Genomic DNA, 25,079 nt, shown 5'->3' on the forward strand with positions numbered 1-25,079 from the left:
CCGGCGCTGTCCGCCGCGATGCCGTCACACACGGTGGCGGCATCGGTGACCCCCCGGGCCGGGAGGGAGAGCCGACGGAACCAACCCTTCCGGGCAGGCCACCCGGTGGATACCATCTGAAGTATGGCCGTACGCGCCGTATGTCCCGTCCGGCCCGTTCATGACCCGGCCGACGGCCCGGTCACGCGGTTCGGCAAGGAGGTACCCCACCATGGCTCCCGCGACGCGTTGGCTGACAGTGCTTCCCACCGGACACAGCGAACTCCTGATGCGACAGGCCCGCTATGTCTCCTTCCGCCAGGACACCAGGATCTTCGAGGAGGGCGATCCGGCGGACCGGTTCTGGGTGATCCGCTCGGGCGCCGTCTCCCTGGACATGTACGTACCCGGCCGCCGGCGGGTGATGGTCGAGACGCTCGGGGTCGGGGACCTGCTCGGCTGGTCCTGGCTCTTCCCGCCGCACCGCTGGCACTTCGGGGCGGAGGCGTTCAGCCCGGTGCGCACCCTGGAGTTCGACGGGCACGCGGTACGGGCCATGTGCGAGGACGATCCGGCCCTCGGCTACGCGCTGACCCGCTCCATCGCGGAGATCCTCGCCCGCCGTCTTGAGGTGGCGCGTACGAAACTGCTCGACCAGTACATGCGACACGGCGGCCCCGGGCTGTGAGCCGCCGGCCCCGGGCTGTGAGCCGCCGCCGTACCCGCGCGCGGCAGGGCCCGTCCGGGCCCGGGGCGGCGCCTCGCGCGCCGTGGCGCTAGCCTGGGAGCCGGTGGTGGCCCGGCGGGCGACCACGCGGCGGTGGGGCCCGCCGTACCCGAACCGCGGAGACCTGCCGCCAACGGTCCCTACTTGCGAAGGAGCGCGCCCGCGTACGGGCGCCCGGCGAGTAGGAGACGTATGTCCAGGGAAAGCCCGCCGCCCCGAGTGATGGACGAGCCCGACGAACCCACCGGACCCGGTTCGGATCCCGCCGTGTCCGGGGCCGGCGCCGGGCCCCTGTCCAGGGGCGCGTCCACGGCCGGGGCCGGGCGGCGGCGCCCGCGGGCCGGCGCGCTGTGGCCGGTGGTGGCCGTCGTGTCGCTCGGCGGTGCGATCGGCGCGGCGGCCCGCTACGGGGCGTCTCTCCTGTGGCCCGCCGCGGCCGGCACCTTTCCGTGGACGACGCTGATTGTGAACGTGGCGGGGTGCGCGGTGATCGGCGTCTTCATGGTGGTGATCAGCGATGTGTGGGCCGCGCACCGGCTGGTGAGGCCGTTCTTCGGGACCGGTGTGCTGGGCGGGTTCACCACGTTCTCCACCTACGCGGTGGACATCCGGCTCCTGGTGGGCGCCGGCCGGCCCGCCGCGGGCATGGCGTATCTGGGACTGACGCTGGTGGCGGCCCTCGCCTCGGTGTGGAGTGCGGTGTGGCTGACGCGCCGCGTAGTCGCGTGGAGGCAGACATGAACGGGCTGATGGGCAGCGCCCTGCGGCTGACGGTCCTCATCGGCGAATCCGATGTGTGGCACCACAAGCCCCTCTACACCGAGATCGTGCACCGCGCGCACCGGGCGGGGCTGGCGGGCGCGAGTGTGTTCCGCGGGATCGAGGGGTTCGGCGCGTCCTCGCTGATCCATACGCAGCGGCTGCTGTCGCTGAGCGAGGACCTGCCGGTCGCGATCGTGATCGTGGACTCGGAGGAGAAGATCCGGGACTTCCTCCCACGGCTGGACGAGCTGGTCCGCGAGGGGCTGATCACGCTGGAGAACTGCGAGGTCGTCCGGCACGCCGGCCGGCGGGAGGCGCGGTGAACTGGCTGCTGGTCGTGGCCGGGGCCGCCATCGGCGCCCCGCTGCGTTTTCTGACCGACTGGAGCGTGCAGCGCAGATACGACAGCGTCTTCCCGTGGGGGACGTTCGCGGTCAACGTCGCGGGCTGTCTGATCCTCGGGCTGCTGACGGGCGCGGTCGCCGCCGGAGCCGCCTCCTCGCGGACCCAGCTGTTCGTCGGCACCGGTCTGTGCGGCGCGCTGACGACGTACTCGACCTTCAGTTACGAGACGCTGCGGCTCGCCGAGGACGGTGCGAAGCTCTACGCCGCGGTGAACGTCGTCGGCAGCGTGGTGGCCGGGCTGGGCGCGGCCTTCGCCGGGGTCGCCCTCGCCGGGGCGCTGTGGGCGTGAGCGGCCACCGGTACGGTGCGGTGGTGATCCCCGGGACGGCCGACGACGACGGCCCGACGGGTCCGCTCCGGACGGCCGATCGAGGAGTACGTACAGGCGATGCGCACAGCAGACGACACGGCGCCCCCCACGGTGGACGACGCACCGGTGATCCTGGGCGACGAGCCCGGCTCGTTCGCCCGGGGAGTACTGACCGACCGCCATCCGGCGCTGATCCAGCAGGTACGCGACGCCTTCCCGTGCACCCCCGCGCAGCACAGGGCGCTCGACGCGCTGCTGCGCTCGGTCACCGACGGGGTGATGGAGCCGCTCGCCCCGGACGCGCACGACCGCGCCCAGTGGGAGATCTGGGGGCGTGACGACGCCGGGGGCTCCTGGTTCGGCCGGTCCTGGTTCGACGTGCCGTTCCTGTGGGCCGAGAGCTACTTCTACCGCGTACTCCTCGACGCCATGGGCTACTTCGGCGACGGCCCCTGGCGGGGCGTCGACCCGTTCGCCCCCTTCAAGGACGCCGAGCTGCGCGGCCCGGCGGTGGACGACGAACTCGCCGCTCTCGACGCTCTCGCCGGACGGCCCGCCGACGAGCGGGCGCTCGCGCTGGCGCACGCCTCGCTCTGGGGAAACCGCGCGGACCTCGGCTTCCGGATCGCCTCGGGAGCCGTCGCCGCCGACAGCGGTACGGACCCGCGCCTCGTCGCGGACGACGGCCCGCTGCTGTGGTCGCTGCTGCCCGTCGGCGCGGCGGGCACGGTGCATCTGATCGCCGACAACGCGGGGCGGGAACTCATCCCCGATCTCGTGCTCCTCGACCATCTGCTCCACACCGAACGCGCCTCCCGCGCCGTCCTGCACGTCAAGCCGTATCCGTACTACGTCTCCGACGCGACGATGACGGACGTCATCGAGGGTCTGCGGCGGCTGCGCGCGGCGTCCGGCTACGCGGCCGGGACCGGCGAACGGCTCCGGGCCGCGATGGCGGACGGGCGGCTCGCGGTGCGCGCGCACAGCTTCTTCAGCGCGCCGCTGCCGTACAGCGCGATGCCCGGCGATCTGCGCCGGGAACTCGCGGGCGCCACCGTGACGATCCTCAAGGGCGACCTCAACTACCGGCGTCTGGTGGGCGACCGGTACTGGGCGCCGACGTCCTCGTTCGCCCGCCGCACCGCGTACTTCCCCGGCCCCGTGGCCGCGCTGCGCACCCTCAAGTCCGATGTGATCGTCGGCCTCGACGCCCGCACGCTGGACGGCCTGGAGGCGAGCGGGAAGCCGTGGCGTACCAGCGGCACGCACGCGCTCGTCCAGGCCCGTCGCTGACCGTCGCGCCGCCCTGTCCTGGTGGCGGGAAAGGGCCGCCGACGGTGTCGGCGGCCCTTCTGACGGCCGGTCCTGCGTCAGCCGCGACGAGCGTCCCGTCGCTCGTCAGCGTGGCGGACCGGTACGGCGCGGGGTGGCCGTCACTGTTCCCAGACCGGCAGCCAGATGTCGTTGTCGGCGCCGGCGCAGGTGTACTGGATCAGGGCGTTCCCCTTGCCGACACCGCCCTTGACGTTCAGACACTTCTGGCTGGACTTGACGACCAGCTCGTAGCCGATGCCCTTCCGTACGAACTTCCACAGGGCGTTGGCGTCGTCGCCGCAGGTCCACTGGATGACCTCGGTGCCGTTGGCGTTGCCACCGCCCTTGACGTTCAGGCACTTTCCGCTTTCCTTCGACGCGAACGTGTAGTAGCCGCCGCCCTTGGCGGTGGCCTCCCAGCGTTCGTTCGGGGTCCCCGACCAGGGCCACTGGATGACTGGCGTGCCGTTCGCGCTGCCGCCGCCCTTGACGTTGGCGACCTGGCTGGGGTTGGCGGCCAGACGCAGGCTGAGCTGCTGGACGGTGACCGCTCTGTCGCTTTCGGGCTGTGCCGAGGCGGTCGGTGTCATCGAGGCGACAAGCATCGTTCCCGCGAGAGCGGCGGCCGCGGCGGCCCAGTTCAGCTTGTATACCGACATGGCTTCTCCTGACACGATTCGGGCCGGACTGTCCGGCCCGGGGAGGAGACTGCCGGATGCCATCGCCGCGGAAGTGGGGCGGCAACGCCAAACCACCTCTTCGGGTGCTCGGCGTGGGCCGGACGAGTGAGACGACCGCATACACCCGCCCCAACCGCCCCAATCCGAACGCGCGTTGCGGGGTTCCCGTCAGGAAGTTCGCCGACCGCCGGTCAGCCGGGCCCTCATGACGGGGTACGCGGTGGACCGGCCGGCCGTCGGAGTGTCCCGGCGCCGCACTCGCCCGCGGGACCGGCGCGCGCACGCGTCCAGGCCTGGCCTGGCGTCAGGTACGGACCTTTGGCTCCATGCGCCCTTGACCGGCCATGACACAGCTCCTACGGTCCCTCGGGAGCCCGAAGCCATTGTCAGGTGCTCGTCAGTCGCGGCCGGGCCTCGCCCGGCCCGCGTGACGTTCCCGCCGTACCCACTCCATCAGGAGGGCCGTCCCATGGCACGCCACCCCCACACCGCCCGAAGGCTCCTGCCCCCCACTCTGACCGCCGTCGCCGCCGCGACCGCGGTGACCGCCGGTCTGCTCGCCTCCGCCGGCACAGGTAACGCCACGGCACAGACCGACAGCGGTATCGCGTCCGTCCCGTCGGCCATCCGGACGGTCTCGTCCGGCTGGACCGTGCCCTGGGGCCTCAGCTGGCTGCCCGACGGGGCGGCGCTCGTCACCGAGCGGGACTCGTTCAAGGTCTTCAAGCTCACGCAGTCCGGCACCCGGACCCAGGCCGGCACCGTGCCCAACGTCGTGACCACCGGCGGCGAGGGCGGGCTCCTCGGCATCGCGGTCTCGCCGAACTGGAACACCGATCACTACATCTATCTGATGCACACCTCGTCCAGCGACAACCGCATCGTCCGGATGACGTACGACGGCTCCTCGCTCGGCGGCTACACCGTGCTGGTCAGCGGCATAGCGAAGAACCGCTATCACAACGGCGGGCGGATCAAGTTCGGCCCGGACGGCTATCTCTACGCCACCACCGGCGACGCGCAGAACGCGAACCTCTCGCAGGACGCGAACTCCCTCAGCGGGAAGATCCTGCGGATGACGCCCGAGGGCAGGCCCGCGCCGGGCAACCCGTTCGGCACGCTCGTCTACTCCCTCGGCCACCGCAACCCCCAAGGGCTCACCTGGGACGCGCAAGGCAGGCTGTGGGAGGCCGAGTTCGGCAACACCCGGTTCGACGAGCTGAATCTGATCGAGCCCGGCAAGAACTACGGCTGGCCGGTCTGCGAGGGCAATTGCGGCACCGCCGGCATGACCAACCCCGCCCGGCAGTGGCCCACGAACGAGGCGTCCCCGAGCGCGGTCGCGTACGCAGACGGCGCGCTCTACCTGGCCGCGCTGCGCGGTGAGCGACTGTGGCGGATCCCGGTGACCGGTACGAGTACGGGCACGCCCGTCGCGTACTACGCCAGTCAGTACGGCCGGCTGCGGACGGTGGAGCAGATCCCCGGCAAGAACGCCCTGTGGCTGGCGACGACCAACGCCGACGCCAACGGCGGCGAGCCGGCCGGCGCGGACAAGGTGTTCCAGATCGACCTGCGGTAGCGGCACGGGCATAAGCGCCTCCCTCGGCCGGGCATCGGGCCGGGGGAGGCGCCCACGCCGTGATCACACGTGTGCTCCGTGCCGCTCGCGGGCCGGAGGGCCCGGCCCGAAGGTGGGAGGACAGCCCGACGGTGAAGGGAGCGCGGTGTGGCCACCAGGGCCGACGAGCCTGCGGATCCGGACGGCACCCGGGCACGCTGGCCGTCGAACGGCGCCGTACTGCTGTGGGTCGTGGGGCTGACCGCGCTGATCCTGGTGATCGGCCTGCTGACCGGCACCGGCGTACGCCTGGTCAGCCTGCTCGTCTTCCTCCCCGCGTTCGCCGCCGCCTTCTGCAACGTCCAGCAGACCGTGTTCTCCGCGTGCTGGTCCACCGCCGCGATGGCACTGTCCCTGGCCTACCATCCGGCGCCCGACCAGGGCGACGACATCGCGGCACTGACACTCACCGTGGTCTTCGGCGTGCTGAGTGTGCTGGGATGCCGGTACCGGATCGGGCACGAGAGCGAGATGCTGCGGCTGCGGTCGACCGCCACCGCCATGCAGCGGAGCATCCTCCGGCCGCTCCCGCTGCTCACCGACCAGGTGCTGATGGACGGTGTGTACGAGCCGATCCAGGAGGACAAACTCGTCGGCGGCGACATCTACGACCTGGCGGCCTCGCCCTACGGCACGCGCGTGCTGATCGGTGACGTCCAGGGCAAGGGGCTGCCCGCCATAGGCACGGCCTTCGCCGTGATCGGCGCGTTCCGCGAGGCGGCGTACCGGGAGACGACGCTTCCCGGTCTCGTGGACGCCCTGGAGCAGGCCGTCGTACGGCACAACGCCATCGCCGCCGAAGCCCGCGAGCCGGAACGGTTCGTGACCGCGCTCGTCCTCTGTATCGACGACACCCCGACCGTGCAGGCCATCTGCTGCGGACACCCCCGCCCGTATCTCCTCGGACCGGGCCCGGCCGTCTCCGTACTCCTCGACGAGGCCGATCTCCCGCTCGGCCTCGGCTCGCTGGCGTCCGCGGCCCGCACCGTCGGCCGGTTCGACTTCCCCTTCGACACCACACTGCTGCTCTGCACCGACGGCCTGACCGAGGCCCGCGCCCCCGACGGCACGTTCTTCCCGCTGAGGAAGCGTCTCGCCGAGGACGCGGAGCTGCCCCCGAAACGGCTCGCGCGCTCCCTCCACACGGTGTCCCGGGCCTTCGCCGCCGGGCATCAGCAGGACGACATCGCCGTGCTCGCGCTGCGCCGCGCCCCCGCGGCGGGCCGGTTCCCGGCGGGGTGACGCCGCGGGGCGTCCGGGGCGGGTCAGGCCGGCCGGCCTCCCGAGGCCGCTTGCGCGGGCTCGGCCGCCGGGGCCGCCGCCACCGGTCCCGTACGCAGGATCCGCGCGGCCGACGCCGCGATCGCGCAGAAGACCACGGGCAGGAAGAAGGCGAGGTTCAGCGGAATGAAATGGGTCATCGGCCCGATGATCGCGGGCCCGGCGAGCATGCCCAGATAGCCGAGCCCTGCGACGCGGGAGACATTCGCTCCGGCGTTCCCCTGGTCCGCGTGGCCCGCTGCGCTGAAGAGCTGCGGTACGGAACCGGACAGCCCGATGCCGAAGACCGTCCAGCCGGCCAGGGCGAGGGGAATCCAGGGGGAGAGCGCGACGACCGTCAGCCCGAGCGCCCCCAGGGCCGTGCCGTAACGGACGATCGCGACCGGGCCGAAGCGCGCGGCCACCCGGTCGGTGAGCAGCCGTCCGATCGTCATGGCGGTGGAGAACGCGCCGTAGGCGAGGGCGGCGGTGGCGGCGGGCGCGTCGAGGACCTCCCGCAGCCCGAGCACGCTCCAGTCGTTGGCGACGCCCTCGCAGAGCATCAGCATGAAGGCGAGCACGGCCAGCGCCCAGATCCGCGAGGGGGTCTTGGCGCGCGGAGGCTTCTGGTCCGCCGGGGACGGCTGCCGGTCCGCCGGGAACGGCTGCCGGTCCGCCGGGGACGGCTCACGCCCGGCACCGGCCTCGTCGGCCGTGGTCTCCGGGGCGTGGGCGGGCTCGGGCCGCAGCAGGGCCGGGGTGAAGAGTACGGTGACGGCCAGCCCGAAGACGCTGATGGAGGTGAGGGTCAGCGCCGCGCTCCAGTCCCAGCTGAGGGTCCGGGCGCCGACCAGCGCGGCCAGCACCCCGCCGACCGAGAAGAAGGCGTGGAAGGCGGACATGATGGGCCGTTCGTAGCGGCGTTCGACCTGGACGGCATGGGTGTTCATGCTGACGTCCAGACAGCCGTTGCCGAAGCCGAACACCAGCATGGCGAGGGCCAGCGTCCATGCCTCGGTGGCGAGGCCGGGCAGGATCAGCGCGGCGCTGCACAGCGCCGCGCTCGCGGGCACCACCTTCCGCGCGCCGAGACGGTCGGTGAGCGGCCCGACCAGTTGCATTCCGGCGAACGCGCCGCCGCCGAGCAGCAGCAGGAGCCAGCCGAGCACGGCATGGCTGATCCCCGCGCGGTGCTCCACGGTCGGGATGTGGACGACCCACATACCCATCACGAACCCGTTGAGGGTGAAGAAGCCGAAGGTGGCGATCCGGGCGGCGCGCAGTGATTTCTCCATGCGTGTTCTCTCCATGCGAGCGAACATAGCAAACACGGAATACGTTCGAAACATTGCCCAACAGTCGCTGATCATGTTCAATATGCGGTATGGCGAGCACAGAACGACTGAGGCGGATCACCGATGCCGTACGCGAGGCCGGGCAGCTGAGCGTGGCCGAACTGGCGGAACTCACCGGGGCCTCCGAGATGACCATCCGCCGCGATCTGGAGGCCCTGGGCGCCCAGGGTGTACTGGAGCGCTACCGCGGCGGCGCCAGAAGCCTGCTGCTGCGGGGCGAGGAGCCGCCCTTCGCGTTCCGGGCGGGGGAGGACACGGAGACGAAGCGGCGCATCGCCGCCGCGGTCGCCGGACTGATCGCCGACGGCGAGTCGGTGCTCATCGACAGCGGCACGACCTGCCTGGAGGTGGCCCGCGCCCTGGAACACCGGAGGCTGACCGTCATGCCGCTCTCCCTGCACGCCGCGAACGCGCTGACCGGTGCCCCCCGGCTGAAACTGCTGCTGCCCGGCGGTGAACCGCGTCCGGGCGAGCTGGCGTTGACCGGCCCGCTGACCGAGGCATCGCTCGCCGCGCTGCGTTTCGACACCGCCGTCATCGGCTGCTGCGGACTCACCTCCAAGGACGGTCTGACCGCGTACGACCTGGCCGACGCCGCCGTCAAGCGCGCCGCGATCGCCTCGTCCCGCCGGGTGATCGCCGTGGCGGAGGCCGCCAAGTTCTCCCGTACGGCGCTCGCCTTCGTCGCGCCGGTCTCCGCGCTCGACGCCATCGTGACGGACGGGACGGCCCCGGAGGAGGAGACGGGCGCGATGACCGCCGCCGGTGTGGTCGTACGGACCGTATGAGGGGCCGCCGGGCATGAGACCCGGCGTGGGCCCCGGCGTGCGGGGCCACCCGCGGCTTCCCCTGGGGAGGGCCCCTGGGCGAGGGCCCCCGGGTTCTCTGCCTAGAGCTGCCTGAGGTGATCGCGCAGGCTTCGGGCGACCTGCGCCATGAGGGCGTCGGCGCCGGGCTGCGTGCCGGCCGGGACGAGCGACTCGGTGAGAACGGCGATGGCGAACGCCTGGCCGTCGGAGTGCTCGACCACACCGATCTCATGACGGAGGTTGAGAAGGGTGCCGGTCTTGGAGGACCAGGTGGTGGCGTCGGAGCTGAAGTCCGGGGTGAGGCGGTGCCGTAGCACGTTGTGGGTCATGAGGCCGCGCACACGCCCGGCCACTTCGGGGTGGATCGCGGAGGGTGTCCACAGGGCCTGGAGCAGTTCGACGTAGGCGCGTGCGCTGCCGGTGTTGGCGCGGGTGGTGTCGAGCTGCGGCACCCGGTGGCCGCGCCCGCTGGTACCGGCGTCGATGGCGAGGGAGTGGGCGAGATGGGCCTCGGCGGCGTCGAAGCGTTCCACGGGGGTGTCGGACAGTTCGAGCATGCCGTGCCGGACGGTGAGGCCGCGGAGGCCGAGTTCGTGGAGGATGCCGGCGACCCGCGAGGGCGGGGTGAGGGCGAACAGCGCGTCGGCGGCCGTTCCGTCGCTCACGCAGGTGCTCAGATAGAGCAGGTCGTCGATCGCGATCCGGGCGGGGTGACGGAACCGGCTCAGCCCGGTGGGGCCCGGCGTGGTGATCCGTCCGGGCTGTACGTCGAGCGTCGTCGCCCCGTCGAGCTCGCCCCGCCGTACGCGCTCCGCCGTCGCCAGCGCGAGCGGCACCTTGACGAGGGAGGCGGCGGGCAGCTGGGTGTCCGGGTCGATGCCCAGCTCCTCCCCCGTGTGCAGATCCCGCACGAGCAGGCAGCCGTGCAGGCCGCCGTCACGCAGTTCCCGGCGCAGCTCGCCGAGCAGCGCCTCGGTGTTCACGCCGCCGCCCCCGCCGCGGCGCCCGCCCTGGTGCCCGCGCCCAGGAGACGGGCGAGAGCGTCGCCCAGGCGCGCTTCGATGTGCTGTGGATTGCCGTCCGCCGCGGCGGCGAGGGCGAACCCCCGGCTGAGCGCGATCTCACCGATGGGCCGCCAGTGCAGGGCGAGTTCCCCGGCCTGCGCGGGGGAACACAGCAACAGGTCGTGTGCGCAGAGGACTTCCGCCGCGGCGGTCGTCAGGTCGGCCGCGGCGACGAGCTGCGCGGGCCGCAGGCCCACGGCGTCGCGCAGTCGCGTCAGCGGGTCACGGATGTGCGGCACGTCGTCCTCCGGCTGGATCCAGATACGGCGGGCCGGGCCGGCGGAGGCCCGCCCCATCCGCAGCGTCTCGACGTACACGCGCTTGACGCCGGGATCCCGCGCACCGGCGAGCCCGAGCGGAACGGACCATGTCGCCTCGTCCGCGGGCACCGCGAGCACGGCGGCACGCACCTGCTGGGCGTGGATCAGCTCCCTGCGCTCCGCGGGCGCGGCGACGCGGAGATCGAGCGTGACACCGTACCCCCGCGCTTCGGCGACGAGACGGGCGAGACCGGCCGTGGAGCAGATGCCCGGCACCGCGAGCCGCCAGGGTTTGCGCTTGGCGGCGGCCGCCTCGTTCAGCAGCACCTCGGCCGACTGTACGAGCTGCCGGGCCGCCGGCAGCATGTCCCGGCCGAAGGGGGTCAGGACGGCGCGCCGTGACGTGCGCTCGAACAGCTGCTCGCCGAAGCGTTCCTCCAGCGCGGCGACACGACGGCTGGCCACCGACTGGGACATCCGGGCAGCCGCCGCTCCGACGGTGAAACTGCCGTGCTCGCTGACGCTGACAAACGCGTGACACGCTCCCACCAGATCCACAGGCCGCACTCTATGCCAGATCGGCATGGAACCGCGCATGAGCGTATTGGACCGCATGACAGTCCGGAGGTGAGGGTGGTCCCGGCACCGATGACCACGACCACGCACCGCGATGGGGCCGTGTCACCCCATCCCCTACGCCGTCCCCACGCGCCCAGCCGCGCGCGGGCCGGCCCCGGAGGTTTGGACCATGCAGTACACCCGTGCCCGGCGCGCCGTTCTCGGCGCGCTCTCCGCGCTCGCACTCGTCCCGCTCGTGGCCTGTGGCCAGGAGAGTTCCGCGGCCTCGTCGTCTTCGTCCGCCACGTCGTCCCCGTCCGCCACGGCGACAGGGCCGGGCGCGGCCACGAAGCCGTTCGCCGGCGAACTCAAGGAGCTTGAGCGCACGTTCGACGCGCGGCTCGGTGTGTACGCCATCGACACCGGCACCGGGCGCGAGGTCGCGTACAGGGACGGCGAGCGGTTCCCCTACGCCTCCACGTTCAAGGCGCTGGCAGCCGGTGCGGTGCTGCGGAAGTACTCCCTGGGCGGCATGGACCGGGTGATCAGGTACTCCAAGGACGATCTGGTCGCCAACTCTCCCGTGACCGAGCAGCACGTCGAGACCGGGATGAGCCTGAAGGAGCTGTGTGACGCCACCGTCCGCTACAGCGACAACACCGCGGCCAACCTGCTCTTCGACGAGCTGGGCGGCCCCAAGGGCCTGCAGGCCGTCCTCAGGGGGATCGGCGACGACGTCACCCTGATGGAGCGCCGCGAGCCCGAGCTGAGCCGGTGGGTCCCGGGCGACACGCGGGATACGAGCACGCCGCGGGCGCTGGCCGGGGATCTGCGCGCGTTCGTTCTCGGAGATGTCCTCGGCAAGGGCGAACGCGCCCGGCTCACGGAATGGCTGCGGACCAACACCACCGGGGACGAACTCATCCGCGCCGGAGTACCCAAGGGCTGGGTGGTCGGCGACAAGACCGGATCCGGCAGCTACCACGGCGCCCGCAACGACATCGCCGTGGTGTGGCCCCCCGACTCCGCCCCCATCGTCATGGCGATCATGTCGAACCGCCCCGGCAAGGACGCGCGGTACGACAACAAGCTGATCGCTGAAGCGACGTCCGTGGTTGTCGGCGCGCTGTCGTAGCGGGAGGCGCACGCCGCGGGCGCGTCGTCCCCGGGGCACTGCCGTACGGGCCCCCGTGCGCCGGTCATGCCGCGGATCGCGGGTCGGTGGCCCTCCGCCGCGCTCAGCCGGGGGCGCCGAGCCCGGCGTCCCTGGCCAGCAGAGCGGCCTGGACGCGGTTTCCGGCGTCGAGTGCCGTGAGGATCCGGCTGATGTGCGCCTTGACGGTGCTCTCCCGCATACCGAGCGCCGCCGCGATCTCCGCGTTGGAGCAGCCCAGCGCGAGCCGTGCCAGTACGTCCGTCTCGCGCAGGGTAAGACGGGCGAGCTTGGCGCGCGCCGCCAGCGCCGCGGGCCGTTCGGAGTGGTGGTAACGGTCGATCAGCCGGCGGGCGGCGGCGGGATGCAGCATGCCCTGGCCCGCGGCCACCACATGGACCGCGCGGATGATCTCCAGCGGATCGGTGTCCTTGAGCAGGAAGCCGTCCGCGCCCGCGGCGAGCGCGTCGTAGACGTACTCGTCCAGGTCGAAGGTGGTCAGCGTGATCACCCGCGGCGGGGACGGGAGCGCGCGCAGCCGGCGGGTCGCGGCGATCCCGTCCATACGCGGCATCCGGATGTCGACGAGCGCGACGTCGACATGGTGCCGGCCCGCCTGCTCGACGGCCGCCAGCCCGTCCGCCGCCTCGCCGACGACGGTCAGCTCCGGGTCGGTGGTCAGCAGATCGACGAGACCGAGCCGCACCAGGGCGTCGTCGTCGGCCACCAGGACATTGATCATGACGCCGCCGAGGACAGGTCGGCGGAGGCCACGGGCAGCCGGGCGGACAGCCGCCAGCCGCCCGCCGTGGCACCTGTGTGCAGATGGCCGCCCAGCGCGGCGACCCGCTCCGCCAGACCGATCAGACCGTACCCGCCGGGCGACGGCGTCGCGGGGGCCTCGGGTGCCTTGGGTGCGTCGGGTGCCTCGGGTGCCTCGGATTCCGGGCGGGCCTCCCCCGCGGGCCCGTTGACCACCTCGACCGTGGTGGCCGGCGGCCCGTAGTGCACACGCACCGCGACCGGCGCCGCGTACGCGTGCTTGCGGGCGTTGGTGAGGGCTTCCCGTACGAGCCGGTCCACCGCCAGCCGGTGGGTGGTGGAGGTGCTGCCCGCGTCGCCGGACACCGTCGACTCGATCCGCTGTCCCGCGGCCCGCGCCTCGGCGAGCAGCTCGGCCAGATCCTGGAGCGCCGGGGCGGCGACGGCCGCCCCACGGGTGCCGTCGCCGCCGGCCGCCCCGTCCGGTCCGGCGGGACGCTCGTCGGCGCGCATCGCCCCGAGCACCTCGCGCAGATCGTCCAGCGCCTGCCCGGCGGTGCTCCGCAGCAGGGCGATCCGCTCCACGGTGGCCGGGGGCATCCCCTCCCCGCGCAGCTGGAGCACCCCGGCGTGCAGCATGAGCAGGCTCAGCCGGTGGGCGAGTACGTCGTGCATCTCGCGAGCGATCCTGGACCGTTCGGCCAGTCTCGCCTGCTCCGCGCGGAGTTCGCGCTCCACGCGCAGTTGTTCCACCTGGTCCGTGAGCGCCTCCAGCAGCCGGCGCCTGCTGCCCAGCCACATGCCGAGCGCCAGGGCGAGACCGATGAGCACGGAATTGCCGAAGCTCGCGTTGGTCCAGTTGCTCAGCCGCCCTCCGGAGAGCGGCTGTCCCCTGGTCAGCGCGACGGCGAGCCACGGCAGCCCGGCGGTCAGGACGATTCCCAGACACACCCACACCTCGCGCAGCCTGCCGCGCGAGGAGAAGTGATAGAGCGTCACCAGCAACGGCAGCAGGGCGCCGAGAACCGCCGACACGAGCGCCGCGCCCGCCGCCGCGCGGGGATACCGGTGGCGGCCGAGGGCCGCGAACGACGCGATCACGGCCACCCACGGCGCGGGGTCGGCCAGCGTGTCGCCGGCCGACCGGTAGCCCTCCAGTACGGACATCAGGGCGAGCGCCACCGCCGACGGTGCCTCCACCCACAGCGGCATTCTGCGTCCGGGCTCGGATTTCACCTCGTCATCGTAGAGACGTCCGTACGCGGGGCGCCCCCGCCTGACAGCCATCGCCACCCCCGACTTTCGTCGGGGACCGCCGTCGCACAACAGCCGATTCCCCGGCGCCTGCCGCTGCCTAGCGTCGCCGGCATGGCTCTTCCATCGCCCCGTACCCCGCTGGTCCGCACCTCGCCGGCCGACACCGCACCCTCTGGCGCCGCACGCACCGGCGCGCCCCCGGCCGGGGGCGCGCGGGCCCGGCGAACGCCCGCCCGGCGGCTCGCCGACCGGGGGCTGTTCTTCGCGGAGACACTGCGGACGTTCCGTACGACCGGCGCCGTGACACCCAGCGGGCGCCCTCTCGCGCAGGCCCTCGCCGCGCCGCTGGCGGAGCGTACCGGGCGGCCCCGCGCCGTACTGGAGGTCGGGGCCGGCACCGGCGCGGTCTCCCGGGTGCTCGCCGGTCTGCTCGGGCCCGAGGACACCTTGGACCTGGTCGAGTCCAACCCGCGCTTCGCCCGCGTGCTCGCGGCCGATCTGCGTGCCGATCCCCGGTTCGCGAACCTGGGGGAACGGGTCGGGCTGATAGCCGCGCCGGTCCAGGAGCTGGACCCCGCGGCGCGGTACGACGTGATCGTGTCGGGGCTGCCGTTCACCAACTTCCACCCCGACGAGGTGTCCGAGCTGCTCGCGCGCTATCTGACCGCGCTCGGCCCCGGCGGCAGGCTGACGTACTTCGGCTACCGCGGCACCACGAGGCTGCGTGCGGTGTTCGGCAGCTCCCGGAGCCTGGCCCGGCACAGCGGAGTCGTGCATGTGCTCGACACCTTCCAGCGGGCGCATTCCGTCGGCTGCCGCACCGTCTGGTGCAATGTGCCCCCGGCGCGCGTCTGGCAGCTGAGAGCACCGGCGGACGGGATCCCGGGACCGGACAGGACCGAGCGACCCTAGCTCCGCGGGACGTCCTTGACGAACACGATGCCTTCACTGTCCGCCAGGTGGGCCGGGTCGAGCGGGGCGTAGCCGAACCAGGGGGATACGCGGGGCGCGGGCGGTGTGCCGCCGAGCGCGGCGGCCAGCCGGGGGGCGTCGATGACGCAGCGGTCCTCCGGGAGCGCGTACAGGAGTCCCTCGACGGTGTCCGGCGGCGGCGCGCCCACTCCCTGGTGCCGGATCGTGCCGAGGGCCGTGGCCACGACGGCGTACTCCTCACCGAGCTGTGCGCTCACCAGGGCACCGGCGCTCCACCACTCCAGCGGCATCGCGCCCATCCGCACCGAGCTCTTGGCCCGTTGGAGATGGCTGTTGTGGGCGTGGACCAGTGCCGGGCCCCGGGCGGCGAGGGCGAGGAGGTTGTCGGCCATCATCCGGCCCCGCAGACCCACCAGCCGGGTCATGCGGGCCGGTGAGGTGTCGGCCATCCAGTGGTGGTAGCGCAGCAGGCCGGTGGCGGTGCGCCCGTACAGGCGCGCCCGGTCCCAGGCGTCCCGCGATGTCGCCGTGATCAGGTGCGGCGTCTGCTCGTCGAGCAGCTCCACCAGATCGTCGGCGAGCAGCCGCAGTTGGCCGGCCTCGGCCGACTGCCCCGTGGACCGGGACGGGTCCATCATCGCGTCGGGATCGGTCCACCGGTCGTCGGCGCCGAGCAGCCGGTCGAGTGTGTCCGCGGTACAGGGGAGCAGGTGCGCGTCCACCCGGGCCGCGAGGTAGCCGTGGAGTGCGGTGAGGGCCTGCCGGGGACTCGCCGCGTGGGTCATCTCCAGCGGGCCGTCGAACCCGGCGAAGCGGAGCCGCTCGGACGCGGGCCGGCCGTCTTCCTCGGCGCGGACGTTGTAGGCGCGCATCCAGCGTACGAGCTCGCGGTTGGCCGCGGAGGCGCCCCAGCCGTGGCTGATTCCCCGCTCCATGACCTCGTCCAGGGTGCCCGTGCCCGAGGTGACGTACTCGTCCACGACCAGGCCCATCAGGCAGTCGCTCTCGATCGCGATCGTCCGGTAGCCCTCCCTCTCGACGAACTGCCGGAAGAGCTCGTTGCGCACGTCGAGCAGCGTGTCCTCGCCGTGCGTGGGCTCGCCCAGGGCGAGCAGCCGCGGCCGGGCCGGAAGCAGTTTCAGGACGGCGACGGCCTCGACGGCGTGGGCGGCGTCCTTGATGTCGGTAACCATGCCTTCAACGGTATCGTTGAACCTTCGGTGGAAACTTTTCCGCGATATTGTCGGTCCTGTGGCACGAAAGCTTCAAAACGAGGGTCAGCTCAGGCCGATCGACCTGGCGCGCGGGCACGGTCTGTCCACGCAGGCGGTCAGGAACTACGAGGAAGCCGGCATCCTGCCGGTCGCCGGTCGCACGGCCCACGGCTACCGCACCTACACCCCGCTGCACGCGCGGGCCCTGGGCGCGTTCCTCGCGCTGGTGCCCGGCCACAGCCACCGGACGGCGACGTCGATCATGCGGGCCGTGCACCGTGGCGCGGTCGACGAGGCGTTCCGTCTCATCGACGAGAGCCACGCCCAGCTGCTCGACGACCGGCGGACGCTTCAGGCCGTGGAGACCGCCCTCCGCGACCTGGCGCACACCGCCGTGTCCGAACCCGGCGCGGCGGTGTCCCGGCCCGGCGGCACGTTCATCGGGCCGCTGGCGCGGGAGCTCGGAATCCGGCCCGCGACGCTGCGGAAATGGGAGCGCGCCGGGCTGGTGCGCCCGCGCCGCGACCCGGTGACCGGGTACCGCGTCTACGACGAGGCCGACGTACGGGACGCGCGGCTGGCCCACCAGCTCAGGCGGGGCGGCTATCCACTGGAGCGGATCGCCCCGCTGATCGCCCAGGTGCGGGCGGCCGGCGGGCTGGAGCCGCTGGAGGCCGCGCTGCACGACTGGCACGGCCGGCTGTCCGCTCGCGCGCGGGCGATGCTGGCCGGGGCCGCCGAGCTGGAGTCGTACCTCCGCGAGCGCGAGTAAACGCGAATAAAGGGGACGATACGCCGGTCGCCGGCCCAGGAGACGTGCGCGGGCCGCCGACCCGGGAGGGTACGCCCGGAACACGTACGCCCGGGACACGTACGCCCGGGACACGTACGTACGTCGTCGAGTCCCGCTCGGGTGCCCGCTTGCCGCGGGTCGGCGTGCGCCGCAGGCTGGGGTTATGGCTGTTCCCGCGTCCGCCGCCCCCGCCACGGAGACCTACGGCGGCTGGGCCGTCGGGACCCCGGGGCCGGTGAGCACCGGGCGGCCACTGGTCCGTGTCAGCCGTCCCGTGCCCGCCCCCGGGCCCGGCGAACTGCTGCTGCGGGTGGAGGCGTGCGGCGTCTGCCGTACGGATCTGCATCTGACCGAGGGCGATCTCGCCCCGCACCGCCCGGCGAGCATCCCCGGCCATGAGATCGTCGGCCGCGTGGCCGCCGCCGGCGAGGACGTGACGAGGTTCCGCACCGGCGACCGGGCCGGCGGGGCCTGGCTGCGCGGGACCTGCGGCACCTGCCGCTACTGCCGGGCGGGACAGGAGAATCTCTGCCCGCGCTCCCTCTATACGGGATGGGACGCGGACGGCGGCTTCGCCGAACTGGCCATCGTCCCCGAGGCGTTCGCCTACCGGCTGCCGGAGAACCAGGACGCCGCGCACCTCGCGCCGCTTCTGTGCGCCGGGATCATCGGCTACCGCGCGCTGCGCCGCGGCGCGCTGCCGCGCGGCGGGCGTCTGGGGCTCTACGGATTCGGCGCCTCCGCCCATCTGGCCGCACAGGTGGCGCTGGCCGAGGGCGCCACGGTCCATGTCCTGACCCGGTCGGCGGCGGCACGCGAACTCGCCATGGAACTGGGCGCCTCCTCGGCCGGTGACGCCCGGGACCGGCCGCCGGAGCCGCTGGACTCGGCGATCCTGTTCGCTCCGGTGGGTGACCTCGTACCGGTGGCGCTGGAGGCCCTGGACCGGTCGGGCACGCTCTCGATCGCCGGAATCCATCTCTCCGACATTCCGGTGCTCAACTACCAGCGCCATCTCTTCCAGGAACGGAATCTGCGCAGCGTCACCTCCAACACCCGGCAGGACGGGCGCGACTTCCTCGCCCTGGCCGAGCGCATCGGCATCCACGTCACCGTCAGCCGCTATCCGCTGAGCCAGGCCGACCGGGCGCTCACCGACCTCGCGGCCGACCGGGTGAACGGCGCCGCGGTGCTCGTACCCGACTGACGCCGCCCACGGCCTGCCGCCGCCCGGCCGCCGCCCGTACCAGGCCGGGGCGCACCGCCGCCCCCCCAGCCGCCCTGCCCCGCTCACCTGTCGGGCAGTTCGAGCCGGCGCACGGTGCCGGGAGCGATGACGGACTCGACCCCGCCGAGCACCACACGTACCGGACCGCCGCTCGCGTCCGGCACGGCGATCCGTACCCGCTGGGCGCGGATCCGCAGATCCACGTCCCAGTGGCTGCGGTAGCGGATGCCGACCCCGAACTTCGACAGCTGGGGCAGCGGCGCCGGATCCAGCCACAGCGCGTTGTCACGGGTCTCCAGACCGGTCAGCCCGCGCTGTACGAAGTCCAGGGTGCCCGCCATCGCGCCGAGATGGATGCCCTCCGCCGTGGTGCCGCCCTGGACATCCGCCACGTCCCCGGCGAGCGCCTCCTCGGCGAAGGCCCAGGCGTCCGCACGGCGGACCCGGGCCAGCACCCACGCGTGGACGAGGGAGCTGAGCGTGGACCCGTGGCTGGTGCGGGCGAGGTAGTAGTCGACGGTGGCCCGCCAGGTGTCGTCGTCGAGGCGGTGACCGAGCTGCCGGAAGAGCCCGGCGAGTTCCCTGGGCGAGAAGAGGTAGCCGAGCATCAGCACATCGGCCTGCTTGGACGCCTGATAGCGGTTGGCCGTGTCGCCCTCCGCCTCCAGGATCCGGTCCAGCCGCCGGATGTCGCCGTACCGCTTCCGGTATCCCTGCCAGTCGAGTTCGGCGAGGTCCCCGTATCCGGCGAACTGGCTGATGATCCCCGCGTGGTACGGCACATGGAGCCGATGGGCGATGTCGTCCCAGCCGTCCTGTTCCGACGGCGCGAGCCGGATGCGGTCGAAGAGCTGGTGGCGGTGCGCGAGGGGCAGGGTCCGGCAGAGTTCGAGGGCCCTGGTCAGTACCCACGCGGCGGTGACGTTCGTATAGGCGTTGTCGTCCAGTCCGGGCACCGTGGCGTCCGGGTAGCCGTCGTGGTACTCGTCGGGACCGACGACACCACGGATGCGGTACCGCTCCAGCGCCGGGTCCCAGACCGCGCTGCTCGCCCAGAACCGCGCGATCTGGAGCAGTGTCTCCGCGCCGTCGGTGTGCAGGAACTCCGTGTCACCGCTGGCCTGGCAGTACTGCCACACGTTGTACGCCACCGCCGAGCCGACATGGTGCTGCAGCCGGGAGTGGTCGGGCAGCCAGCGGCCCGAGCGCGGGTTGAGGTGGACCTCCTGGGTCTCCTCGCGCCCGTCGCTGCCGCTCTGCCAGGGGTACATCGCGCCCCGCCGGCCCACGCTGCGCGCCGCGTGGACGGCCGCGGGCAGCCGCCGGTGGCGGTAGCCGAGCAGGGCCCTGGAGACCTCCGGGAAGTGCAGGTTGAGGAACGGCAGGACGAACAGCTCGTCCCAGAAGACATGCCCGCGGTACGCCTCGCCGTGCAGCCCTCTGGCCGGTACGCCGGCGTCCAGTCCCGCCGTGTGCGGGGACAGGGTCTGGAGTACGTGGAAGAGGTGCAGCCGCAGGATCCTGCCCGCCTCGCCCGGCACGTCGAGCGCCGCCTCCCGCCAGACGCGCTCCCAGGCGCGGTGGTGCGAGGCCAGCAGCCGGGGGAAGTCGGCGGCACGCCGTACCTCCTGGACGGCGGTGGTCAGCGGGCCGCTGATCGCCGGGTCCCGGGAGGTGTACAACGCGACGGTCTTGTCGACGGCCACCGTCTCGTCGGGAACCACGGGGATCATGAGGGTCTGGACGGCCTGTCCGGCGGTGAGCCGCGCACGGGGCGGGAGGGCGCGGCGGTCGGTGACGCGGGTACGCGCGGCGAGCGCGATCCTGATGTCGGAGGTGACGGTGCGGCAGCGCAGCCACACCACGGTGTCGTCGTGCTCGGCGCCGGTGCGCACATGGGTCAGATGCCGGTTCGCCAGCTCGCTGTACCGCTCCACTCCCGCGTTGCGCACATCCCCGTCGAGTGCCGACTCCACTTCCACCGTGCCGGCCCAGCCCTCCGCGGTGAACGAGGTGCGCTGCGCCGCGAGATGCGGCTCGCCCATGTGCACCAGCCGGCACTGCTCCACGCGCAGCCGGCGCCCGGCGTCGTCCTCGTACACCGACCAGCGGGTCAGGGTGCCGTGCCGCAGGTCCAGGCTCTGCCGGTGGGTGAGGAGATGGGGGCCGTCGGGTGAGAGCCACGGTCCCGGTGCGGCTCCCTCGGGGCGTACGCGGTAGCGCAGCGGAAGCCAGTTGGGCAGATTGACCATGTCCTCGTTCTCGACCTGCCGACCCGCCACGGTGGAGATCAGCCGGTTGTAGCAGCCCGCCGCGTAGGTGCCCGGGTAGTGCGCCGGTCCCTCGGACGTCTCGGAGGCGGCGCCACGGGTGCCGAAGTAGCCGTTGCCCAGCGTGCAGAGCGCCTCGCGCAGGCGCTCCGTCCCGGGGTCGTACCCCTCGTAGGTCCAGGTCCAGGCGCGTGAGGTCACCCGCTGCTCCTGTTCGCGCTTCTCCCGTTCGCGCTTTTCCCGTTCGCGCCGCTCCCGTTCGCGCCGCTCCGGCATGCCTCCGCGATCAGCAGCTCTCCGGGGTCGGCGACGACCACATCGGCGCCGTGCCCGCGCAGTTCGGCCGCGCTCGTCGGGCCGGCCGTACGGTCGACGCCGATCACCAGGCCGAACCCGCCGCGCCGGCCCGCTTCGACGCCGGCCAGCGCGTCTTCCACAACGGCCGTGTCCCGGGGCGGGTACCCGAGACGGCGGGCGGCCTCCAGGAAGATCGCCGGGGCGGGCTTGCCCGGCAGCCGCAGCCTGTGCGCCTCGTCGCCGTCCACCACGGTCCGCAGCAGACCGAGGACACCGGCCGCCGTCAGCAGTTCCGTCGCGTGCCGGGACGCCGAGACGGCGGCGCACGGCACGCGCGCGGCGCTCAGCGCGTGGAGCAGGCGTACGGTCCCGGGCCAGGCGTCGACGCCGTGCTCGCGCAGCCGCCGTGTGAACAGCTGCTCCTTGCGTGCCGCGACGGCCCGTACGGTGGCCGTTCCCGGTCCGTCGCCGGGGTCGCCGAGGGGCAGATCGAGCCCGCGCGCTTTCAGGAACGCGACCGCCCCGTCCTCGCGGGACCTGCCGTCGACATAGCGGCGGTATTCGTCCACCGCGTCGAAGGGGTCCCGCACGCCCGCGGCGGACAGACACGCGTCGAACGCGCCCTTCCAGGCCGCGGCGTGCACTCCGGCGGAGTCGGTGATGACACCGTCGGTGTCGAAGACCACGGCCCGCACGGAGCGCAGGCACGGTGCCAGGACCGGCGCGCCGGTCATGGCCGGATCCGTTCGCGCCCGGGCCCTGCGAGGAGATGCCCCATGGACCCATGGCACCACGGCTCACGGTCGTGAGCACGGCGGAGCCGGGGTCGTTTCCGCCCGGCACGCCCTACGGCAGGAGCCTCCAGACCCAGGGGAGCCGGGTGAAGCGGATGGTGTCGTGATAGGTCCGCTCTCCCGTCTCGTACAGCAGACCGACGGTCCCGCCACCGGTCTGCACCAGGTCCGAGTAGCCGGCCCGGTCCTCCGACACCGTCCACACGGGGCGCCATGTCCGTCCGCCGTCGCCGCTGGCCCGGACCCGCATCCGGAGCCGTTCCGCGGGGTCGGAGGGGCCGGAGTACAGCAGCGGCTCGTGCCCCGTGAGACCACGGACCTGGAGCACACTGCCCTGCACCACGGGCCCCTCGATCAGCGGCTGCGGCCGGAACGGGACGGAGAGTGTCAGGCCGCCGTCGGCACTGTAGGCGTCGGCCCGGGAGCCCTCGGTCGTACGGTCGTGGTCACGGGCGTTGACGTACACGCGGCCGTCCGGCAGTTCCGTCAGCGTGCTCTCGTTGAGCGCGAGCGGCTCGTCGGCCCCGGGGCTGAGATAGCCGACGCGCCAGCTGTGTCCGCCGTCGTCGCTGACCAGGGAGTGCGCCCCGCTGCGGGCCTTGCGGCCCGCGCTGTGGTTCGCGGGGATCAGCAGGCGTCCCCGCCGCGGGCCGTGCCGCAGCGCCACGGCGTGCCCGGGGCCCACCGCGTACCAGCGCCAGTCCGCGGCCTTGACCGACGCCGTGATGTCCCGCTGTGGCGACCAGCTCAGGCCGCCGTCCGTGCTGCGCTGCACGTACACCCGGCGGACGGACTCGGCGACCGCTCCCACCACCACCTGGCGTTTGGTCGCGCCGCCGATCGTCCGGCAGGTCACGAGCACCACGTCCCCGCTGTACGGGTCGATCACCGGCGCGGGGTTGCCGACGGTGTCCTTCCCCGCGTCGGCCACCACCTGGAGCGGCTGCCAGGTGCACCCGCCGTCCAGCGAGCGCCGGAGGACCAGATCGATGTCGCCGTCGTCCGCGGCCGAGTCACGCCGCCCCTCGGCGAACGCGAGAAGGGCGCCGCCCGGCACCTGGAGAGCGGCCGGGATACGGAAGGTGTGGTAGCCGGAGGTCCCGGACTCGTACGGCACGGAGGGCTCGCAGGAGGCCGGCCGCGCGTGTGCCGGGGCGGCGGGCCACAGCGCTGTCGCCGTACCGATTAGGAGAGCGAGCAGGAGCGCCGGCGACCGGCTGATTCTGACGGCACGGAGTCTCATCGCGTCCCTCGGCCGGCGTGACAGATGCGTGGGCGGTCCGCGAGGAACATAGCGGTACGAACCGCGCGCTTCCCGTATCGCCGCGCGCTTCCCGTATCGCCACGCGTGCCGGGCCGCCCGCCTGTTGGCGATCGCGGCCCGTGCCCCTTACCGCTCCGGCCCCGCTCCCGCTCCTGTTCTCGATGGGGGCCGGCAGGGTGACTCCGCGAGGAATGCCTAAGGCGCCTCCCCCGCCCCGTCCGGGCCGACGGCGGTACGGTCGGCCAGCCGCTCGTACCGCTGCCTCGCCGCCTGCGGAGTGCCGAGGCCCAGCCCGAAGGCGATCTCCTGCCAGGTCATCTCGCGCCCCCGGGCCATCTTGAGGAGTCCGGCCTCCAGTTCGTCCATGTCACCGCGCGCCAGAGGGACGAGGCTCAGCGCGGCGGTGATGTCGGCGTGGTCCACCTCCGGCTCGCCGGCATCGGGCCGCGCGGCGCCACTGAGCAGGAACGACACCAGCCTGATGGCCTCGTGCGGCGCGAGGACGGAGGGATGGATCTGCCGGCGGCGCTGCTCGTCGGTGGCCGCGTGCCGCTCGGCGATGCGGAACAGGGACGCGGCGACGCGATGCGCGCGCGCCTGCTCGGGTTGCGGGGGTGTGAAGGGGTCGGTGGGCCGACCGGACGTCGATGCCATGCGACCACGGTCGGCGACACACAAACCGTTGTCAACTATTCGTTGTAAACAATTCGTTCAATCCTCCATTCAAAACTACGAACTTGTTCGTAACGAACACGTTCGCTATTCTCGGTGCTCAGCACCACGACGTCCGAAAAGGAGTGAACGACTTGCCTTCCAGCCAGAGCCCCCGGACCCACCACCCCATCACCGTCGTCGGCGGCGGACTGGGCGGACTCGCGCTGGCCCGAGTCCTCCAGCTGCACGGGATCGAGGCCGCCGTGTACGAACGGGACGCCTCACCCCACGCCCGGCCGCAGGGCGGCATGCTCGACCTGCACGAGGACTCCGGTCAGGAGGCGCTGCGCGCCGCCGGTCTCTTCGCGGAGTTCCTCGCCGCCGTCCACCCCGGCGGCGAGGCCATGCGCGTCCTCGACAGGCACGCCACCGTCCGCATGGAGGAGAGCGACGAGGACAGCGCCGGCGGCCGGCCCGAGATCAACCGCAACGATCTGCGCGCCCTCCTGCTCGCCTCCCTGCCCGGGGACACCATCCGCTGGGGTGCGAAGGTCACCGCCGCCCGCCCGCTCGGTGCGGGCCGCCACGAGGTCGCTCTCGGCGACGGGACGGCCTTCACCACCGACCTGCTGATCGGCGCGGACGGCGCCTGGTCGACGGTGCGTCCGCTGGTCTCCGACGCCATGCCCGGCTACTCCGGCGTCTCCTTCGTCGAGATGAACCTCCACGACGCCGACACCCGCCACCCCGGCAGCGCCGCCGTCGTCGGAGGGGGCATGCTATTCACCCTGGCCGAGGGGAAGGGCTTCCTCGCCCACCGGGAGACCGACGGCGGACTGCGCATCTACTGCGCGCTCACGGTCCCGGCGGACTGGATCGCCGCCGGCGGTATCGACTTCACCGACACGGAAGCGGCCAAGTCCCGTCTCCTGGAGTACTTCGGCGGCTGGGACGAGAGCTTGCGCGCGTTCATCACCGACGCCGACGGCCCACTCGTACCGCGCCCCCTCCACGCCCTGCCCGTCGGCCACCGGTGGGACCGGATTCCGGGGGTGACCCTGCTCGGTGACGCCGCGCACCTGATGTCGCCCTTCGCCGGCGAGGGCGCCAACCTCGCCCTGCTCGACGGCGCCGAACTGGCCGCCGCGATCGCGGCCCACCCCGGCGACACGGAGAAGGCGCTGACCGTCTACGAGGAGGCGCTGTTCCCCCGCGCCGAGGCCGCCGCCGTGGAATCCGCCGACAGTCTCGCCCGCTGCTTCGGCCCCGGCGCGCCACAGGGCCTGCTCGACCGGTTCGCTCACCGTCACCACCGCGCGGACCGACCAGCGGACCGACCAGCGGGCTGACGGCCGC

General features: G+C 72.9%; 24 protein-coding genes. 13 read left to right on the top strand and 11 right to left on the bottom strand.

Features of this window, described 5'->3' with window-relative positions:
- Positions 1–211 precede the first annotated feature (211 nt).
- From ACZ7LS_RS26410 to ACZ7LS_RS26430, 5 genes are all read left to right on the top strand, one after another.
- Positions 212–667 (top strand): cyclic nucleotide-binding domain-containing protein, encoded by a 456-nt coding sequence (locus tag ACZ7LS_RS26410; protein ID WP_382525929.1) that lies wholly within the window; start codon positions 212–214, stop codon positions 665–667.
- A gap of 231 nt (positions 668–898) precedes the next feature.
- Positions 899–1,447 carry a fluoride efflux transporter FluC gene (locus tag ACZ7LS_RS26415; protein WP_385134139.1) on the top strand — a complete coding sequence of 183 codons (549 nt, stop codon included), beginning with the start codon at positions 899–901 and terminating at the stop codon, positions 1,445–1,447.
- On the top strand, positions 1,444–1,791 hold the full coding sequence (locus ACZ7LS_RS26420) for a DUF190 domain-containing protein (protein ID WP_382525924.1): 348 nt from the start codon (positions 1,444–1,446) through the stop codon (positions 1,789–1,791). Before ACZ7LS_RS26415 ends, ACZ7LS_RS26420 begins: the two co-directional genes overlap by 4 nt.
- Positions 1,788–2,162: a fluoride efflux transporter CrcB gene (gene crcB, locus ACZ7LS_RS26425; RefSeq protein WP_382525922.1), complete on the top strand. Its 375-nt coding sequence runs from the start codon at positions 1,788–1,790 to the stop codon at positions 2,160–2,162. Before ACZ7LS_RS26420 ends, crcB begins: the two co-directional genes overlap by 4 nt.
- Positions 2,163–2,261: 99 nt before the next feature.
- Complete coding sequence (locus tag ACZ7LS_RS26430; protein ID WP_385134143.1) at positions 2,262–3,476, top strand: damage-control phosphatase ARMT1 family protein; 1,215 nt, start codon at positions 2,262–2,264, stop codon at positions 3,474–3,476.
- A 140-nt stretch (positions 3,477–3,616) separates the two neighbouring features.
- On the opposite strand, the gene ACZ7LS_RS26435 is transcribed toward ACZ7LS_RS26430, so the two are convergent.
- Positions 3,617–4,156 carry an RICIN domain-containing protein gene (locus ACZ7LS_RS26435; RefSeq protein ID WP_382673228.1) on the bottom strand — a complete coding sequence of 180 codons (540 nt, stop codon included), beginning with the start codon at positions 4,154–4,156 and terminating at the stop codon, positions 3,617–3,619.
- 490 nt (positions 4,157–4,646) lie between these two features.
- Here ACZ7LS_RS26435 and ACZ7LS_RS26440 point away from each other — a divergent pair, with 490 nt between their 5' ends.
- Together ACZ7LS_RS26440 and ACZ7LS_RS26445 are read left to right on the top strand one after the other, a co-directional pair.
- Positions 4,647–5,759 (top strand): PQQ-dependent sugar dehydrogenase, encoded by a 1,113-nt coding sequence (locus ACZ7LS_RS26440; protein WP_382875270.1) that lies wholly within the window; start codon positions 4,647–4,649, stop codon positions 5,757–5,759.
- 147 nt (positions 5,760–5,906) lie between these two features.
- Complete coding sequence (locus ACZ7LS_RS26445; protein ID WP_382525913.1) at positions 5,907–7,040, top strand: PP2C family protein-serine/threonine phosphatase; 1,134 nt, start codon at positions 5,907–5,909, stop codon at positions 7,038–7,040.
- Between the two features lie 23 nt (positions 7,041–7,063).
- Here ACZ7LS_RS26445 and ACZ7LS_RS26450 read toward each other — a convergent pair whose 3' ends face one another.
- On the bottom strand, positions 7,064–8,353 hold the full coding sequence (locus ACZ7LS_RS26450) for an MFS transporter (protein WP_385134215.1): 1,290 nt from the start codon (positions 8,351–8,353) through the stop codon (positions 7,064–7,066).
- Positions 8,354–8,442: 89 nt separating this feature from the next.
- Here ACZ7LS_RS26450 and ACZ7LS_RS26455 point away from each other — a divergent pair, with 89 nt between their 5' ends.
- The gene (locus ACZ7LS_RS26455) at positions 8,443–9,201 is read left to right on the top strand and encodes a DeoR/GlpR family DNA-binding transcription regulator (RefSeq protein WP_382525911.1); all 759 of its coding nucleotides are present in this window, start codon (positions 8,443–8,445) and stop codon (positions 9,199–9,201) included.
- 101 nt (positions 9,202–9,302) lie between these two features.
- Here ACZ7LS_RS26455 and ACZ7LS_RS26460 read toward each other — a convergent pair whose 3' ends face one another.
- A complete protein-coding gene (locus ACZ7LS_RS26460; protein WP_382525909.1) occupies positions 9,303–10,205 on the bottom strand; it encodes a serine hydrolase in 903 nt (300 codons plus the stop codon).
- Positions 10,202–11,104: a LysR family transcriptional regulator gene (locus ACZ7LS_RS26465; protein WP_382525907.1), complete on the bottom strand. Its 903-nt coding sequence runs from the start codon at positions 11,102–11,104 to the stop codon at positions 10,202–10,204. Before ACZ7LS_RS26465 ends, ACZ7LS_RS26460 begins: the two co-directional genes overlap by 4 nt.
- Positions 11,105–11,294: 190 nt before the next feature.
- Here ACZ7LS_RS26465 and bla point away from each other — a divergent pair, with 190 nt between their 5' ends.
- Positions 11,295–12,239, top strand: a complete 945-nt coding sequence (bla, locus tag ACZ7LS_RS26470) for a class A beta-lactamase (protein ID WP_382525904.1) — start codon at positions 11,295–11,297, stop codon at positions 12,237–12,239.
- A 103-nt stretch (positions 12,240–12,342) separates the two neighbouring features.
- Here bla and ACZ7LS_RS26475 read toward each other — a convergent pair whose 3' ends face one another.
- Positions 12,343–12,999, bottom strand: a complete 657-nt coding sequence (locus tag ACZ7LS_RS26475) for a response regulator (protein ID WP_385134148.1) — start codon at positions 12,997–12,999, stop codon at positions 12,343–12,345.
- A complete protein-coding gene (locus ACZ7LS_RS26480; protein ID WP_385134151.1) occupies positions 12,996–14,255 on the bottom strand; it encodes a sensor histidine kinase in 1,260 nt (419 codons plus the stop codon). The genes ACZ7LS_RS26475 and ACZ7LS_RS26480 overlap by 4 nt, the downstream gene beginning before the upstream one ends.
- Positions 14,256–14,387: 132 nt before the next feature.
- Here ACZ7LS_RS26480 and ACZ7LS_RS26485 point away from each other — a divergent pair, with 132 nt between their 5' ends.
- Complete coding sequence (locus tag ACZ7LS_RS26485) at positions 14,388–15,188, top strand: class I SAM-dependent methyltransferase (RefSeq protein ID WP_385134154.1); 801 nt, start codon at positions 14,388–14,390, stop codon at positions 15,186–15,188.
- Here ACZ7LS_RS26485 and ACZ7LS_RS26490 read toward each other — a convergent pair.
- A complete protein-coding gene (locus ACZ7LS_RS26490) occupies positions 15,185–16,402 on the bottom strand; it encodes an erythromycin esterase family protein (RefSeq protein WP_382673251.1) in 1,218 nt (405 codons plus the stop codon). The genes ACZ7LS_RS26485 and ACZ7LS_RS26490 overlap by 4 nt on opposite strands.
- 58 nt (positions 16,403–16,460) lie before the next feature.
- Here ACZ7LS_RS26490 and ACZ7LS_RS26495 point away from each other — a divergent pair, with 58 nt between their 5' ends.
- Both ACZ7LS_RS26495 and ACZ7LS_RS26500 read left to right on the top strand, forming a co-directional pair.
- On the top strand, positions 16,461–17,195 hold the full coding sequence (locus ACZ7LS_RS26495; protein WP_382525895.1) for a TioE family transcriptional regulator: 735 nt from the start codon (positions 16,461–16,463) through the stop codon (positions 17,193–17,195).
- A gap of 184 nt (positions 17,196–17,379) precedes the next feature.
- A complete protein-coding gene (locus tag ACZ7LS_RS26500; protein ID WP_382673255.1) occupies positions 17,380–18,423 on the top strand; it encodes a zinc-dependent alcohol dehydrogenase family protein in 1,044 nt (347 codons plus the stop codon).
- 83 nt (positions 18,424–18,506) lie between these two features.
- Here the strand turns inward: ACZ7LS_RS26500 and ACZ7LS_RS26505 are convergent, their stop codons facing one another.
- The 4 genes from ACZ7LS_RS26505 to ACZ7LS_RS26520 all read right to left on the bottom strand — a co-directional run bounded on the left by ACZ7LS_RS26505 (position 18,507) and on the right by ACZ7LS_RS26520 (position 23,723).
- Positions 18,507–20,990: a glycoside hydrolase family 65 protein gene (locus ACZ7LS_RS26505; RefSeq protein ID WP_385134159.1), complete on the bottom strand. Its 2,484-nt coding sequence runs from the start codon at positions 20,988–20,990 to the stop codon at positions 18,507–18,509.
- On the bottom strand, positions 20,912–21,745 hold the full coding sequence (locus ACZ7LS_RS26510; RefSeq protein WP_385134162.1) for an HAD family hydrolase: 834 nt from the start codon (positions 21,743–21,745) through the stop codon (positions 20,912–20,914). Before ACZ7LS_RS26510 ends, ACZ7LS_RS26505 begins: the two co-directional genes overlap by 79 nt.
- A gap of 112 nt (positions 21,746–21,857) precedes the next feature.
- A complete protein-coding gene (locus tag ACZ7LS_RS26515; RefSeq protein WP_385134165.1) occupies positions 21,858–22,922 on the bottom strand; it encodes a sialidase family protein in 1,065 nt (354 codons plus the stop codon).
- A 342-nt stretch (positions 22,923–23,264) separates the two neighbouring features.
- Positions 23,265–23,723 (bottom strand): DNA-binding protein, encoded by a 459-nt coding sequence (locus ACZ7LS_RS26520; protein WP_385134168.1) that lies wholly within the window; start codon positions 23,721–23,723, stop codon positions 23,265–23,267.
- A 152-nt stretch (positions 23,724–23,875) separates the two neighbouring features.
- Between ACZ7LS_RS26520 and ACZ7LS_RS26525 the strand changes: the two genes are divergently transcribed.
- Positions 23,876–25,072: an FAD-dependent oxidoreductase gene (locus tag ACZ7LS_RS26525; protein ID WP_385134171.1), complete on the top strand. Its 1,197-nt coding sequence runs from the start codon at positions 23,876–23,878 to the stop codon at positions 25,070–25,072.
- Positions 25,073–25,079: the final 7 nt, after the last annotated feature.

It is taken from the genome of Streptomyces sp. NPDC039430, from assembly GCF_055639435.1.